Genomic DNA, 15,818 nt, shown 5'->3' on the forward strand with positions numbered 1-15,818 from the left:
CAAGCCCTCGTGCACGCGAGTGAAGGGCTCACCGGGCCGCCGGGCCCGGCCCGCGGCCATGCCGTGACCACGTCCCGTGAGCGGCTGCCGGAGCCGACGTCCGCGGTTCTGCCGGACCATCCGGACGGGCGACTCCCGGAGCGCCTTCACCCCACCCTGACGCCGATGATGCAGGTGTCGTCGTCCGTGTCCGACTCGCTGTGGGTGAGCAAGCGGTCGAGCCTCCGTTCCAGTGAAGGTGCTGCTGCCTTCGCCGTGGTGAGGAGCTGGGACAAGGAGTCCTCGACGCTGGTGTCCCTGCGTTCGATGAGCCCGTCGGTGTACATCAGGAGGGTGTCGGAGGGCTCGAGCTGGATCTCCTCCTCCTGGTACTCGGCCTCTGCGAGGGCACCGAGCAGCAGCCCTCGCAGCAGCGGCAGCTTGAAAGCCTCTTCGCCCCGCACGAGTACGGGGGGAAGATGGCCTGCCCTGGCCCAGCGCAGGATCCGGGTCTCGGGGTCGAACAGCCCGCAGACCGCTGTGGCCGTGACCTGTTCGGTGAGGTGGTGGGCCACGATGTTCAGCCAGGACAGGAGCTGCCCCGGACCCGCCCCCGTGATGGCGAGGCCGCGCATGGCGTTCCGCAGGACGACCATCCCCGTCGCGGCCTTGATGCCGTGGCCGGCGATGTCCCCGACACACAGGAGTATCTGCTTGGAGGGCAGAACGACGGCGTCGTACCAGTCGCCTCCCACCTCGGACTCCGTCTCCGCCGGACGGTAGCGGACGGCGACCTCGAGGCCGGGTGCGTCGAGCGGCGCCTGGGTCGGCGGCATGATGGCGTGCTGCAGCTGCAGCGTCAGCCGATTGCGTTCCGCCGATTCCTGTTCCGAGTGGGCGAGCTGGTCACGGGTCGCGGCCAGAGCCACCTCGGTCCAGTGCTGGGAGGAGATGTCCTGGTAGGCCCCTCGGACCGCGAGCAGGCGGTCGTCCGCACCGAGCACCGGTTCGGCGATCACCCGGATGTGGCGGGTCACCCCGTCGGGCCGCACCAGGCGGAATGCGGTGGAGGCGGGCTTGCGGTGGTAGAGCACCGCGCGCAGGAACCGGCCGATGGCCACGGCGTCGTCGGGGTGCGCGTGGTCGGCGAGGTCGTGGAGGGAGACCGGGTTATCGGTGACGGAACGCCCGTACAGCGAGAAGAGCGGTCCGTTCCAGGTGATGCCCCCGGTGACGAGATTCTCCTCGAATCCGCCGATCCGGCCCAGACGCTGTGCGTGCTGGAGGAGGCTGGCGAGCCGGGCGGTCTCGTCCTCGATGCGCCAGATCAGCAGCACACTGCCGTTGTATCCGGTGATGCTGAGATCGGCGACGGAGGACAGGGGCACGTCGTCGATGAGCGCGGTCAGCGTCATGTGCCGGGCCCGGAAGGGCTCCCCCGTGGCATAGACGCGTGCCGTCTTCTCGAAGAGTTCGCTGTCACCGGCGGCCATGGGGTAGGCCTCAAGCAGGAGAGCCCCGTCGACCGCGCCCCGGGAGCGCCCTGCCGGGTCCAGGAAGTGGCTGTTGACGTGCCGGATCCGGAAGTCGACGAGGGTGCCTTCGTTGTCCAGGTGCGGTGTGAGGACCAGAGCCGGGTCGTACAGGCCTTCGGACAGGTGCACGAGCTCGGCGACGCCGGCCGGTTCCCGGTCGTTCGGATGAGGCCCGCCGACGGGCAGGCTCTCAAGGGTGTGGGCGCACAGCTCGGCCAGCGCCTCGATCTGGCGGACGACGGCAGGGGGGTGGTCGGGCAGGTGCTGGGGCCAGCAGATCTCCAGCACCCCGTGCATGCGGCCCCCGGTCCCGGCGGGAAGGGCGACACGGCCGCTCTGCGGATTCTGCCGGTGGCCGATGGACGGGACGCCGGCCTCGGCCAGTGAGGGGACCCGGACCGTCCGCAAATCGGTGAGCGCCTGGCGTGCCACGGTCGCCACACCGGGCGGTACGTAGCGCCAGCGCTCGGCCTCGCCGACGGCGAAACCGGCGTGGCCGCACAAGGTGAGCGAGGCGTCAGGACCCGCGGCCCAGACGGCCACTGCCGTGGCGCCCAGAGGCGCGAGTGCGTGCTGGAGCAGGGATTCGGCGACGGCCTGGGTGTCGCTCGCGGCCAGCGCGGCGCACTCGGCGGTGCGCAGGCGCACGGCGACGGAACTGCCGTGGTGATCCGCCTCCTCGTCCTCGGAGCTGCCGTTCGTCTGCCGGACGAAGTCCTCCGCGGCCCGGGCCACGTGATCGCGTGCGGCCTCGTTGATGATGTCGGCGGCGAGTTCGAGCGGGGACAGGCCGGCCTGGTCGGCCAGCTCGGTGAGCTGGCGTGCCGCCTGGGCCGGACCGCATCCGAGCCGCTCGATGAGAATGCCCTTGGCCAGCTCGATCAGGGCCCGCCCGTCAGCCTCGGCATGCGCCTCGCGCACCTCGGCCCGCAGGCGCTGCACCGTGGCGGCGAGGCGTCCCACGGCGGAGACCGGGCCTTCGGACGCGGCAGGCACGAGGGCGCCGGACTGCTCCCCGCGGCCCACCGCGCCCGCACCGACCGCTTCGCTCCGGGTCATGACACCACCGGCGCTTCGTCGGACTGGACGGTCAGCCACTGGCGAACGCAGGCGATGAGGTCGTTGGCGTCCAGCGGCTTGGTGACGTAGTCGCTGGCCCCGGCCGCGAGGCTCTTCTCCCGGTCTCCGGGCATGGCCTTCGCGGTGACGCTGATGATCGGGAGAGCGGCGTGTTCGGGCAGCTCCCGTATCTTCAGCGTCGCGGTGTAGCCGTCCATCTCCGGCATCATCACGTCCATCAGGATGAGGTCGATGTCCGGGCGCTTGCGGAGTGCCTCGATCCCCTTGAGGCCGTTCTCGGCGTGCAGGACGTTGACACCGTGCATCTCCAGGATGCCGCTGAGCGCGTAGAGGTTGCGCGCGTCGTCGTCGACGACGAGGACGGTCCGGCCGTGGAGGCTGTCGTCGATGGCTTCGGGGACCGCAGGGCCCATCTCCTCGCCGCGCACCAGGGGGACGACGGCGCCCGGCTGCTCGGCCGACAGATGGAGGGCGATGCGTTCGCGGAGCTCGTCCAGGCTGGAGAGGAGTTCCAGCGGGCGGACCCGGCCCCTGGCCTGGAGTTCCCGCTCGTGGGCGGCGTCCATACGGCGGTTGTTGTGCGCGAGCACGGGAACGGTCTTCAGGGCGGGGTCTCCGTCGACCGCGTCCAGGAACCCGCGCGCGCCGTCGTCGGCCATGTCGAGTTCGAGGACCACGCAGTGGAACGGTGCCGCGGCCAGGGCACTCGCTGCGTCCTGGGGGCCGACCGCGGCGATCACCTCGATGTCCTCGCTCCCGTGGCTGCCGGTCAGTTCGGCCACCGCGCTCTCGGCGACGAGGGACAGCAGGCCGCGCGGGCGCTCCTCTATGACCAGGAGTCGGCGCGGCTTGCGCGGTGCGGGCTCCACGGGTCCGGACTGCCTGCGGCTTTCGCGCGCCTCGTCGTCGGGGGCCGGAGCCACGGCAGAGGTGAGTTCGGCCGCGGCCTGGTCCTGGAAGTCGGCGCGTGCGACCGGCAGGTACAGGGTGAACGTGCTGCCCTCGCCAGGGGCGCTGCGTGCGGTCAGGGCGCCGCCGAGCAGATGGGCGATCTCCCGGCTGATGGACAGCCCCAGCCCCGTGCCTCCGTACTTACGGCTGGTGGTGCCGTCGGCCTGCTGAAACGCGCCGAAGATCGTTTCGAGCTGCTGCTCGGCGATGCCGATGCCGGTGTCCTGCACGCGGAAGGCGACGACCGCTCCTCCACGGTGCACCGCGCCGGGGAGCTCGCGGTCGGCCGCGGGCTCGATGCGCAGTTCCACGCTGCCGCGTTCGGTGAACTTCACCGCGTTGGAGATCAGGTTCCGCAGGACCTGCCGGAGCCGGGAGTCGTCGGTGAGCAGGTCGACCGGCACACCGGGGGCGGTGGTGATGGTGAACGCCAGGCTCTTCTGCGTGGTCATGGGCCGGAACGTGGCCTCGACGTAGTCCAGGAGCTGCCGCAGCGTGAAGCGCTCGGGGTTGAGGTCCATCTTTCCGGCCTCGACCTTGGAAAGGTCGAGGATGTCATTGATCAGCTGGAGCAGGTCGCTGCCCGCCGAGTGGATGATCCCGGCGTACTCGACCTGCTTGACCGTGAGGTTGCGGGTCGGGTTCTGGGCCAGCAACTGGGCGAGGATCAGCAGGCTGTTGAGCGGGGTGCGCAGTTCATGGCTCATATTGGCCAGGAACTCCGACTTGTAGGTGGAAGCGAGCGACAGCTGCTGGGCCCTCTCCTCCAGTTCCTGGCGCGCCTGCTCGATCTCCAGGTTCTTCCCCTCGATGTCGCTGTTCTGGGCTGCCAGCAGCGCCGCCTTCTCCTCGAGTTCCGCATTGGACCGCTGGAGCTCGTCCTGCTGCACCTGCAGTTCTTCGGAGCGTGACTGGAGCTCGCCGGTGAGCCGCTGTGACTCCCCGAGGAGTTCGTCCGTGCGCGCGTTGGCGACGATGGTGTTGACGTTGACGCCCACCATCTCCATCAGTTGCTCGAGGAAGTCGCGGTGGACGGTCGTGAACGGGGTGAAGGAGGCCAGTTCGATGACGCCCAGCACTTGGTCGTCGACGACGATCGGCAGCACGATCAGGCTGCCGGGGGGCATCGGCCCGAGTCCGGAGGAGATGCTGATGTAGTCGCCGGGGACGCCGTCCGCGGCGATCGTACGGCGGCTGTGGGCAGCCTGGCCGACGAGGGACTCCCCCATGCGGAAGCGGCCGTGCTCCAAACTGCCGACGGGCCGGCCGTACGAACCCACGACGCGCAGTTCCGTGCCCTCGGGAGTCTCCTCGGCGAGGTAGAAGGCACCGTACTGGGCGGCTACGAGCGGGGTGAGCTCGTCCATGACCAGCTCACCGACGATGTCCAGGTCGCGGTGCCCCTGCATCAGGCCGGAGATGCGGGCGAGATTGGACTTCAGCCAGTCCTGTTCCAGGTTGGCCCGGGTCGTCTCGCGCAGGGATCCGACCATCGAGTTGATGTTGTCCTTCAGTTCCGCGACCTCGCCGGAAGCGTCGACCGTGATGGAACGGGTCAGGTCGCCTTCGGCGACCGCACTCGCCACCTCGGCGATGGCCCGCACCTGGCGGGTGAGGTTGCCGGCGAGTTCGTTCACGTTCTCGGTGAGGCGCTTCCACGTGCCGGACACGCCCTCGACCTCGGCCTGGCCGCCCAGACGGCCCTCACTGCCCACCTCGCGGGCGACGCGCGTCACCTCGGCCGCGAAGGAGGACAGCTGATCGACCATGGTGTTGATGGTCGTCTTCAGTTCCAGGATCTCGCCGCGGGCATCGACATCGATCTTCTTGGACAGATCGCCGTTGGCGACCGCGGTGGTGACGAGGGCGATGTTGCGGACCTGGCCGGTCAGGTTGTTCGCCATCGAGTTGACGTTGTCCGTGAGGTCCTTCCACGTGCCCGCGACGTTCGGGACGCGGGCTTGACCGCCCAGCCGCCCTTCGGTCCCGACTTCGCGCGCCACCCGGGTCACCTCGTCGGCGAACGCGGACAGGGTGTCCACCATGGTGTTGATGACCTCGGCGAGCGCCGCGATCTCGCCCTCGGCGTCCACGGTGATCTTCCGGGACAGGTCGCCCCGGGCGACCGCGGTGGCCACTTGGGCGATGGAACGCACCTGTCCCGTCAGGTTGGAGGCCATCACGTTGACGTTGTCGGTGAGGTCCTTCCAGGTACCCGAAGCCCCACGGACGGTCGCCTGCCCGCCCAGCTTGCCCTCGGTCCCCACCTCGCGTGCCACACGCGTCGCTTCGTCCGCGAAGGCGGAGAGCTGGTCGACCATCGTGTTGATGGTCTCCTTCAGCTCCAGGATCTCCCCCCGGGCCGTGACGCCGATCTTCTGCGACAGGTCACCCTCGGCCACGGCGGTAGCCACCTGGGCGATGGAACGGACCTGCGCCGTGAGGTTGCCGGCCATGAAGTTGACCGAATCGGTCAGGTCCCGCCAGGTACCCGAGACACCCTTCACATCCGCCTGCCCGCCGAGAATGCCCTCGGTGCCGACGTCCCGTGCCATACGGGTCACCTCGTCGGCGAAGGAGGAGAGCTGGTCGACCATCGTGTTGATGGTGTCCTTCAGCTCCAGGATCTCGCCGCGGGCGGTGACCGTGATCTTCTGCGACAGGTCGCCCTGGGCCACGGCAGTCGTCACCTGGGCGATGTTGCGGACCTGCGCCGTGAGGTTGCCGGCCATGAAGTTGACCGAATCGGTCAGGTCCCGCCAGGTACCCGAGACACCCTTCACATCCGCCTGCCCGCCGAGATTGCCCTCGGTGCCGACCTCGCGGGCCACGCGGGTCACCTCGTCGGCGAAAGCGGACAGCTGGTCGACCATCGTGTTGATGGTCTTCTTGAGTTCGAGGATCTCGCCCCGGGCATCGACATCGATCTTCTGCGAGAGGTCGCCCCTGGCCACCGCGGTGGCCACGTGGGCGATGTCGCGGACCTGGGTGGTGAGGTTGCCCGCCATGGCGTTGACGGAGTCCGTCAGGTCGGCCCAGGTGCCGGATACGCCGGGCACCTCTGCCTGGCCACCGAGCGTCCCCTCGGTGCCGACCTCCCGAGCCACGCGGGTCACCTCGGACGTGAACAGGGAGAGCTGGTCGACCATGCCGTTGAACACGGTGGCGATTTCGCCGAGCAGTCCCTCGGCCCCGTCCGGCAGACGCGTACCGAAGTCTCCGTCGCGCACTGCTGTGAGCCCTGCCAGCAGCTGGCGCAGTTCCGGCTCGCCCACCTTCCCCGCTCCCCGGGCACGAGGGCGCTGCACCGGCCGCTTGTTCTCAGCTGTCGTCTCTGCCATGGCCAAATCCTCAATAGGCTCGCCCGGCATCCGCCTCAAAGCGGCATGCCACCCAAAGGGCCCGTATTGCGCGCCCTCCCCCTCCGACGTCCCCCACGTCGGCAAAAAGTTGCCGTTAGGCAACTGTGAAGCAGAGTACCCCGGTGTCGGCCCGAGAAGTCATCCCCCTCCGGTCGGTGCGAGGCGCTGCCCGTCGTGGAGGCGGCCTTGCACGGGGCATGCCCGGCTCGTGTCAGCTCGGAGGGGCAGGCCCGGAGAAGAGACAGAACCATGGAGTGGACTCCTCGACGAGGTGGTGGAGGCGAGGCCTGTGGCGATCAGGGTCCAGTAAATCCGGACGACGTGGTCGAAGGAGTCCCGAAGCGGGGACGCCGCGGCTCGGAGGAACGCCGCGTCGGCAGGCTCCGCCCTCCCCTGCGAGAGGGCTCCCCTCGCGCACGTCATCCGGATGCATGAGCGCGATGGTTCGAGCCGATTGAGAGCCTCGGAGTCCTGAGCGATGCCGATGTCCAGCTCCGAGAAGCAGCTGTTGGCCTGCGGGTGTCCCCTCGGGCGCAGCCGAGGTGCGCTCCGCCGCCGAGGAAGCAATATCAGCGCGACTTCGGCCTGACCGTTGTGTCAGCCTTCGGTCATGCCTGAGCTGCGGGAACACGCCGGACGTCACTACGCTGTCCAGCACATCTACTCCCTGTCCGAAAACTCCTGGTGCCTGGAGCTGAGCGAGGCCGTCCCCATGGACACCGAGCCCTCGTCCCCCCTCGTGCACCGGAACGGCAGGATCTTCCTCGCGGCATTCGTCCCCGACGAGGATCCGGACCTGGAACCGACTCTCCGCATCGACAGCCAAGGCGAGCGAGTCGTCCCCTACGACATCATGTGCTGGTTCATGGAGCAGGTGGCCGAGCAGGTCGCACGTTGCCGGACCGCGTTCTCGCATGGAGATCTTGACGTCATGGAATGATCCTGAAGTGGCCGGCGTGATACAGCCTCTGAGCCGATGGGCCCCTCCACCGGGTTGCACGAGCGGTGCTGTGCGAAGCGCATGACCGCATCCCGGCTCGAAGAGCGGCGGCCGAGCCTGATTCGCAGGCGCGCTGTGCGGTACGTGCAAGGGCCTCGGTGAGCTGTGTTTCCCCACCAGGCCCGGTACGGTCGGCGAGCTTGTCGAGGTCGGCACCCAGCCCGATGAGGAGCTCGTCCGCGTCGAAGCCGCGGGCGCAGGTGAGCGATATCCCTCGGAGCATGCCCGGAACAGCGGCTGACCTGCCTGTGGCGCTGTGTTCACCGACCCAGGCGATTCCGTCACTCATACGGTCTCCACTTACAGCGGCTCGGACGATTTCGTCCAGTCCGGTGTCGACGGTGCAGTAGGCGAAGCAGTGCACGATGCCGTCGAGCCGGAGAACATCGCGCCGAGGAAGGAGCCCTACCCACCAGCAAGGTGGGGGCTGATAGATATCCGTCCCCACCTCGCGCAGGTCCTTACGACGACGCGTGCTCGGGCTACCGCTGGGGCTACTGGGTATGACGTCGCCGGCGCGCGCGCTCGAGCTCAGCGGCGTCCGACATCCAAGAGCCGTGCTGTTCGAGGCCGGCGCAGCCGCTGCGGACGAAGGTGCTCACCAGGTTCCGGTACCCGCCGATCCCGTCGACCAGGCTGTACTCGACCCGGTACTCCGGCTCCGAACCGCCTTCCCCCTCGCGCACCGTCGTGACCCGGGCTATGGAGTCCGCGTAGAAGTGGAGCTGGATCCCTTCTCCCAGCGCCTCGTCCTCGATGGTGAACACTTCGTTGTCCCCGGCAGAGCGATCGCCGACGAACTCCCAGAATTCCGCGGTGGCAGTGCGGGGGCTGTCCGGGAGCCACTTCTTCTCGACGCCCTTGTCGTCGGTGAACGACAGGGCCCTCTTCCTCGCGGCGCGGTCGCCGGCAGCCCCCTCGTCGTCCTCCATGGGCGTGCTCCTGGAGCGGTCCGCGGCCTCCGAGCACATCAGGAAGCTCACGGTACGCACCGCGTCGTCGACGAGCTCAGGGTGTGCGCCGCGCACGGCTGCGTCGACTGTCGCCGCCATTCGATCCCAGTCGCGCTTGTCCGTGGCGCGCTTTCCCCTTCGCGGATCGCGGGCGATCCGCGTCCCGGCGCACGCCTGCTCCGCGGTGGCGATCACACGCATGACCTCGGGCAGCAGCGCCGGGGCGACGGCGTCGGGCATGCGCCTCGGAATCGTCGCGCCGTGCAGGTACTGGCCCGTGTACGTCAGGATCGCGGCGTCGAGTGGACCGAGTACCACTCCGCGCTCGGCGCGACGGCGGTCCGCGTGGTAGTTCTGAGCTCGTTTCCCGTTGGACGTCTCTGTCGCCGCGCGCATCGCCGCGCAGACCTGACCACGCTCGAGCAGATCGATGTCAGCCCCATGGGCAATGAGCCGACCCCTGTCCCACGGGGTGCGCTGGAAGAATGAGTCGACGTCCGCGGGCTCGGAGAGGAGGATCGGGTCCAGGAGCGCGACGGCAGCGTTCTCGTCGAGCAGGCCCCGGGTTCCGGCGGCGTCGCACAGCGGAAGTACCGCACTCCACAGCAGCAGGTGTCTGGCCAGGTCCGCCCGGATCACCGCAAGGTGGGCTTCCTCGATCGAGAACGTGAACGTGCGAGGCTCATGGTTGGCGTCGGCCCCGGCACCGAGCATGAGCCGCAGTTCACCGTCCTCGCGGATCACGTTCGGGATCCAGCCACTCCTACGCGTGAAAACGATGTCTCTCATGGGGTCAGTCTTACCCATCGGACAAGACTGGCGAGCCCTGCCTGCACCGATCTGACCGGCCGCATTCGTCTGCGCCCACGCTGCCCGGAGTGAACAGGTTCGTCAGGGGGCGGGAGCAAGTCGGACGCTGAACCTGAACGCCGTCATGTTCCGGTACAGAACAAGCCCGGTCCGGCACCGGTCTCGTCGAGAAGCGACCGGATGGGGACCGTCGACTGCGGGCCACCAGAGGGATACGGAAGTGGACTCGTGGGCAAGTCTCTTCCAGGACAGCGCCTGCTGCACGCGGTTGGGCTCGGGTCCCGGCGATCATCGCGGCACCGTCCCCAGCATCTGTTCATGACCACCGTTCGAATTCGACGTCGAGGCGCTTGTCGGTGCGCACCCAGACTTCACCCCCGGCGGCTTCGGCCGGGGCGTCGACTCGTTCGATACCGAGGAATTCGATCAAGTTGAGCAGTTCGGCTCGTTCAGCTCGGGCATCGCCGACGCCATGCGAGTCGAAGAAGACGTAACACTCGTTGCTCGGGTCTACGGCGCCCGAATCCGCCCATATCCGAGCAACTTCTTGGATTGCCGCGGCTTCGGTCGTGATCGTGGCAGCGCGGGTGGCACCGCGGGTCTCCGGTGACGCGTCGAGGTCGGCGAGGTCCGAGAACCACTGGCCGAAGTAGTCCAGGCCGGCATATCCGTTCTCGAAGAACAGCATCGCGCTCGGCAGGTAGCGATTTGCTCTATCGACCTGGAGGTATTCCGACCGAGGATTATCCGCCACTTCGGTCCGGCCGATCACACCTTGACCGGGCATGAGCACCAAGCTTTGACCCGCCGAGTCATCTTCGATGGTGTAGGTGCCAGAATGTCGCTCCCGGAAGAACGCAGAGAATGCCACGTAGGCTTCCTGCGGATCGCCCACAGACACCCGCTGATCGTTGCCGTCGCCGACAGCGAAGACGAACTGCTTCGGTCCGGGGTTGTACGGGCGAGCCATATGTGTCCTTCGTTTACATGTGATACCTCCACCAGCCTAGTCGAATCAGATTTGATCAAGCCAGGCACCAGCAGGCTCATAAAAGCGCCGGGCCAACCACGGGCCCTTGACGAGCGCCGGGCCGACAGCCGGCAGGGGTGACTGCTCGCGGCCTGGCGATTCCGGGCCTCTTCGCCGGCCGTAGGTCATTCGATCCCGAGGGGTCCGACGCCCAGGTCCTCACGCATGCAGCGGCGCATCTCAGCCATGGCGGCGCGGCGCTGCTGGATGAAGGCCCTGTCCTCGGCGGAACCGACTACGACCCCGCGGGCATAGGCGTCGCGCATCCGACGCAGGCTGTGAAACGCCTCGTTCCCGGCCGCGACGACGAGCGGCGGTCCCACGAGCCAGAGTTGCTCGCTGACCATGTGCAATCCGGTTCCACGGAAGGCTTCGCGCACTGCCGCATCACGCGCCGACTCGGACATGTGATCGCCCAGGGCAACAGCCCGTATCTCTTCCCCCGCGTCTTTGAGGGTGGAGGCGTACTCGGTGTACACGGCGCGCCGGACTTCCAGCGCGTGACGTGCTTCCTCCCGCCGCCACCTGTTGCGATCGGCGATCAGGGTGGCAGCGATGCCGATGGCAGCACCTGTCAGCGTGGAAAGCAGAGGCATCCATTCCATGCGCCACATGCTGTCTCAACTACTGCTCCGACACCAGCGACCCTCACCATCCACCATGGTGATCACGAACCCTTTGCCGCGTGCCAGGCCGACGGACCCCACCGGGAGTCAGTGTGCCGGGTGGTCACCACACCCCGTCGCGCCCCGCCGCGCCCTCGGTACTCTCGCGCAGGACCAGCCCGTGGGCCACGACGCGGGCCGCCCGACGTGGCGAGCCACGCGAAGCGCTGGGCACTCTTCACCTGCTTGTCCGCCGGTGAGTTCCGTCCAACAGCCCTGTTGCCCGGTCATGTTCAGTGCTTCTTCCGTTCGGGTCGACGGCTCCGGCCCGGGTGGCACCGAACCGTCCCCGGCAGAGACCGGGTGGGGCTGTCACATCTCCGGTCGGTACGGCTGCGCCCGCACAGAGGTTGGCCGCAGGCGGCTGCCGTCGCGCCGGGGCCGCACATGCCCTCGGGTGGCAGCCAGTCCTCGCGCGGCTCCCCGTCGAGGAGAGCTTTGCGGACGGTGGGCTGTGGTGCCCCGGTCGTCCGGCCGGCGCGGCCGGTCCTGCTCACGCACCGGCGCGGGCGGGGAGAACACAGTGGTGCGACCGGGTGGTCAGCCCGCGGCCGTGTTGTAGTTGACTATTCGCTCCACCATGTGAGCGACCGCACCGGTCAGAGGACTGTCCACGCCCTTGCTCACCACGTCGGGCAGGCGGTGCGCCTCCTCCTCGGAGACCGCGACCATGCCCCAGAACGCGTTGAAGCCCGAAGCGTGCGCCGGCTTGTCCTCGGCTGCCCCTACTGTCAGGACACCGCCCCTCTCGACCAGACCGAGCGCGCCCATCTGCTGCAGCATGACGGGATCCCGCTCTTCGACCGCCACCACGCTCCAGCCCGACACATCGGTCCGTCGCAATGCGGCGAGAAGGACACCGGCACTACCAACGCCTGAGACAACGATGTCAGGCAGCACGAGGGCTACTGGGCCCTGCGTCATCGGCAGGGCGGACCGGATGGCTCCGTCGAGCCCCGGTTCGAGCGACTCGTCCTGGTAGACGAACACCATCTGAAAGGTCTCGGCATAGCGCGCGAGGTAACTCACCGTGTCCAGCTTGTGTGTCCTGAACACGACCACCAGGCGCACGTTGAGTCCGCTCTCGGCCAGTTCGACAACGGACTTCAGGCTTCGGTCCAGCACAGTGACCCCAGGAGCGAGACAGTGCAGCTCCTTCGAGTAGGGCGCACCGAAGCGCGTTCCGAATCCGGCGCAGGGCAAGATGATCGAAACATCGGGGACGGGCACGGACGATCTGCGCATTGACCGGCTCTCAGGTTGTGTTGACGATCGGGAACCTTGCATGGCTCACCGGGTTCGGGCAGCCGAGGCCGACGCCGTGCAGTCGCTCCGGACGACGCGCCGGCTCTCACCGTAGTCACCGAAGACGGCTCCACGCGAGAGGAAGCGGTGATCAACGAGATCTCGGCGAGGGGCCTGGACGGTTTGCTCGCTGCAGCCCGGATCGGAGCTCTGCCGTCGCCGCACCCCGGGCGGCTTGTGCACCGGCGACTCCCCCCGCCCGCAGCTGCGTTCACCTGCGCCCGTGCGGAGCAAGGCCCGCCATGGGCCGGGGCATCGGGTGCCGGCGCGGCGTTCACCACCGGGCGACGTACACTGCTGCCGCTCACCGGCAACGGCCTGATCTGGCACCGTTCATGAGGATCACTCAGAACCTGTGCGGGCGCAAGCTCATGCCTACGGGAAGACGGAACGGAAGAGGACGCCGAATGCGAGTGCTGCTGTCCACATACGGGACTCGTGGCGATGTCGAACCGCTGGTGGCGCTCGCGGTGCGGCTACAGGAGCTCGGCGCGGAGGTGCGGATGTGCGCCCCGCCGGACGAGGAGTTCGCGGAGCGGCTGGCCGGTCTCGGTGTGCGGCTGGTGCCGGTCGGGCCACCCGTACGGGAGTTGATGCGCGGGACGACTCTGCCGACGGCGGCGGAGCTGTCCCGGTACCGGACCGAGATGGTCGACACGCAGTTCGACGTCTTCCCGGAAGCGGCTGACGGATGTGACGTGCTGGTGGCGGCAGGCCTCGCGCAGATCGCCGCGCGGTCCGTGGCAGAGGCTGCGGGCATCCATTACGTATATGCCGGCTATTCGGCGGTCAACCTGCCGTCGCCGCACCATGCGCCACCACCGCGGCCCGGCTGGCCGGAGCCTGAGGTGAACGACAACCGCACGCTGTGGGAGCTGGACGCCCGCAACGTCAACGCGCAGTTCGCCGAGCCGCTCAACAGCCACCGGACGTCGCTGGGTCTGCCACCGGTGGACAACGTCCGCGACCATGTACTCACCGACCGGCCGTGGCTGGCGGCGGACCCGGTCCTGGGACCGTGGCGGGAGACCCCGGGCATCGACGTGACACAGACGGGTGCGTGGTACCTGCCCAACGAACACCCCCTCCCTGCCGCTTTGCTGACGTTCCTGGACGCGGGCGCGCCGCCGGTCTACGTGGGCTTCGGCAGCTTGCGCCCGTCGCAGGACATCGTCCGCAAGACCGTCGAGGTGATCCGCGCACGGGGGCAACGCGTGCTCGTCTCGCGTGGCTGGGCGGAGCTGGATCTGGTGGACGACGGAGACGACTGCTTCGCCGTCGGCGAGGTCAACCATCAGCGTCTGTTCGCCAGGGTGGCCGCTGTGGTCCACCACGGTGGCGCGGGCACGACGGTGACGGCCGCACGGGCGGGTGTGCCGCAAGTGGTGGTGCCTCTCCAGCTGGCGGACAACCCGTACTGGGCCGGCCAGGTGGCAGACCTGGGTATCGGTGCGGCGATCGATGGTCAGGCGCCGACCGCCGAGGCTATCTCCGTCGCCTTCGGGGCGGCCCTGTCACCCGGGGCCCGGGCGCGGGCCGGAGCTCTGGGCGGCCGGATCCACACCGACGGAGCGGAGGTGGCGGCGGGACTGCTGCTCGACTCCCTCCGGTGAGCTAGGCCTGCCCGGTCCTCCGGCCGCCATGCCTCCGTCCGCGGCAACGCAGTCGACGGCTCACCGTCCTCAGCTCCGCCGCGGAGATGAGTGGGAGCGCTCATGCCCGGGCAGTACCCGCCTTCGATGACGAAGGTCACCAAGCAGGGGGAGCGGGGCCTTTCATTTTCCCGTGGGCCGGGCCGGCGCCCGCAGAGTCACCTCGGGCAGCACCGAGAAGCAGCTCGCCGGACTGGTCACGGCGCCCCTGCGCCGCCCGGGACTCCATGTGCACGGGGCCGCGCCGCTCGATCCGGCCGACGGCCGCGCCTTCCAGACGGCCGGGCACGAACGCCCGCGCCCTCCAGACGGCCCGGGACGAACGACCGTCACCACCGTGTGGCGGACGACCGCCTCCCGTCCGGACGAGGCCTCCGCACTCTCCGCCTGACAGGCAGGGGTCCTCAAGGGGTGAGGGTGCGCGGGCCATCCGTCGGGGCCGGCGTACCGGCCCCGGCAGGCCCTGACCGCCTACACCTCGGGCTCGCCGATGACACACGGTCCCCCGGCGGGCCCGTCGTCGGCAGGCCGGATGGGGCGGCACTCTACGCCGCCACCGGGTCAGGCGGTGGTACCTCGCTGGGGACGGGTGCCGTTGATGGCGACGCGTTGGCCGTAGCGGCCGTGGGGGAAGTAGTCCCAGACCGCGTGGTGCTGTACGCAGCGGTTGTCCCAGAACACCAGAGTGCGCGGCTGCCAGCGTATGCGGCACTGGAGCAGGGGTGTGCGGGCTATGTGCGCGTAGAGCATCTGGAGGAGCGCATCGCTCTCCGGCCTCGCCAGCTGGGTGATGTGCGAGGTGTAGGGGCCGTTGACGAAGAGCAGCTTGCGTCCGGTCTCCGGGTGCAGGACGACCACGGGGTGCTCGGTGCGGGGGACGTCGTACTCCGCCGGTGGGGTCTGTCCGGCGGTGGCCCAGGGCAGGGAGCCGTCGTGCAGGGCGGTGAGCCCGTCCAGGAAGGAGCGCATGGCCGGGGAGAGGAGTTCGTAGGCCACGTGCATGTTGGCGAAGAGGGTGTCCCCGCCGCTGCCCCCTTCGGGGGTCTCCGTGATGTACAGCATGGAGCCGAGCGAGGGCTCCGGGTCGGCGGTGCCGTCGGCGTGCCAGCCGTTGCCCGCGATGGCCCGGGATTCCTTGGTGGCCCTGATCTCCAGGATGTGCGGGTCGGAGTCTTCGGCCGCGAGTGCCACCGGGTGCAGTTCGCCGAAGCGGGCGGCGAACCGCTTGTGCTGCTCGGGGGTGATGTCCTGGTCGCGGAAGACCAGCACGTGGTGGGCGAGGAACGCACGCCTCAGTTCGGCTTCCTGGCTGGACGACAGTTCACGGGACAGGTCGAGGCCCGTCACCTCGGCGCCCAGCAGCGGAGTCACGGGCGTGACGGAGATCGTCTCGTACGGCTCGGTCGAACGGGTCGTCAGGCGTTCGACCGCCTGGAGTGCGTACTCCTCCATGGAGGTACCTCTTCTGCTCGTGGTCGATGTCACTCGTGCGTGAC

At 68.8% G+C, this 15,818-nt stretch carries 10 protein-coding genes; 3 read left to right on the plus strand and 7 right to left on the minus strand.

Going from position 1 to position 15,818, the window contains the following annotated elements; all coding sequences use genetic code 11:
- Window positions 1-146: 146 nt before the first annotated feature.
- Complete coding sequence (locus OG927_RS00765) at window positions 147-2,573, minus strand: SpoIIE family protein phosphatase (protein ID WP_056790023.1); 2,427 nt, start codon at window positions 2,571-2,573, stop codon at window positions 147-149.
- Window positions 2,570-6,886 carry a HAMP domain-containing protein gene (locus tag OG927_RS00770; RefSeq protein ID WP_330319498.1) on the minus strand — a complete coding sequence of 1,439 codons (4,317 nt, stop codon included), beginning with the start codon at window positions 6,884-6,886 and terminating at the stop codon, window positions 2,570-2,572. The genes OG927_RS00765 and OG927_RS00770 overlap by 4 nt, the downstream gene beginning before the upstream one ends.
- A 631-nt stretch (window positions 6,887-7,517) precedes the next feature.
- Between OG927_RS00770 and OG927_RS00775 the strand changes: the two genes are divergently transcribed.
- The gene (locus OG927_RS00775; protein WP_330319499.1) at window positions 7,518-7,847 is read left to right on the plus strand and encodes a hypothetical protein; all 330 of its coding nucleotides are present in this window, start codon (window positions 7,518-7,520) and stop codon (window positions 7,845-7,847) included.
- A 554-nt stretch (window positions 7,848-8,401) separates the two neighbouring features.
- Here OG927_RS00775 and OG927_RS00780 read toward each other — a convergent pair.
- The 4 genes from OG927_RS00780 to OG927_RS00795 all read right to left on the minus strand — a co-directional run bounded on the left by OG927_RS00780 (window position 8,402) and on the right by OG927_RS00795 (window position 12,490).
- Window positions 8,402-9,649 (minus strand): DUF6357 family protein, encoded by a 1,248-nt coding sequence (locus OG927_RS00780; RefSeq protein ID WP_056790021.1) that lies wholly within the window; start codon window positions 9,647-9,649, stop codon window positions 8,402-8,404.
- Between the two features lie 337 nt (window positions 9,650-9,986).
- Window positions 9,987-10,640, minus strand: a complete 654-nt coding sequence (locus tag OG927_RS00785; RefSeq protein WP_056790018.1) for a DUF6357 family protein — start codon at window positions 10,638-10,640, stop codon at window positions 9,987-9,989.
- A gap of 185 nt (window positions 10,641-10,825) precedes the next feature.
- Window positions 10,826-11,305: a hypothetical protein gene (locus OG927_RS00790; RefSeq protein WP_241192011.1), complete on the minus strand. Its 480-nt coding sequence runs from the start codon at window positions 11,303-11,305 to the stop codon at window positions 10,826-10,828.
- A gap of 600 nt (window positions 11,306-11,905) precedes the next feature.
- Window positions 11,906-12,490, minus strand: a complete 585-nt coding sequence (locus OG927_RS00795) for a hypothetical protein (protein WP_199862892.1) — start codon at window positions 12,488-12,490, stop codon at window positions 11,906-11,908.
- Window positions 12,491-13,077: 587 nt separating this feature from the next.
- Here OG927_RS00795 and OG927_RS00800 point away from each other — a divergent pair.
- Window positions 13,078-14,283: a glycosyltransferase gene (locus tag OG927_RS00800; RefSeq protein WP_330319500.1), complete on the plus strand. Its 1,206-nt coding sequence runs from the start codon at window positions 13,078-13,080 to the stop codon at window positions 14,281-14,283.
- A gap of 172 nt (window positions 14,284-14,455) precedes the next feature.
- Window positions 14,456-14,713 (plus strand): hypothetical protein, encoded by a 258-nt coding sequence (locus OG927_RS00805; RefSeq protein ID WP_206431872.1) that lies wholly within the window; start codon window positions 14,456-14,458, stop codon window positions 14,711-14,713.
- Between the two features lie 170 nt (window positions 14,714-14,883).
- Here the strand turns inward: OG927_RS00805 and OG927_RS00810 are convergent, their stop codons facing one another.
- A complete protein-coding gene (locus OG927_RS00810; protein WP_330319501.1) occupies window positions 14,884-15,774 on the minus strand; it encodes a TauD/TfdA dioxygenase family protein in 891 nt (296 codons plus the stop codon).
- Window positions 15,775-15,818: the final 44 nt, after the last annotated feature.

Source organism: Streptomyces clavifer (assembly GCF_036345975.1).
Taxonomy (GTDB): Bacteria; Actinomycetota; Actinomycetes; order Streptomycetales; family Streptomycetaceae; genus Streptomyces; species Streptomyces clavifer.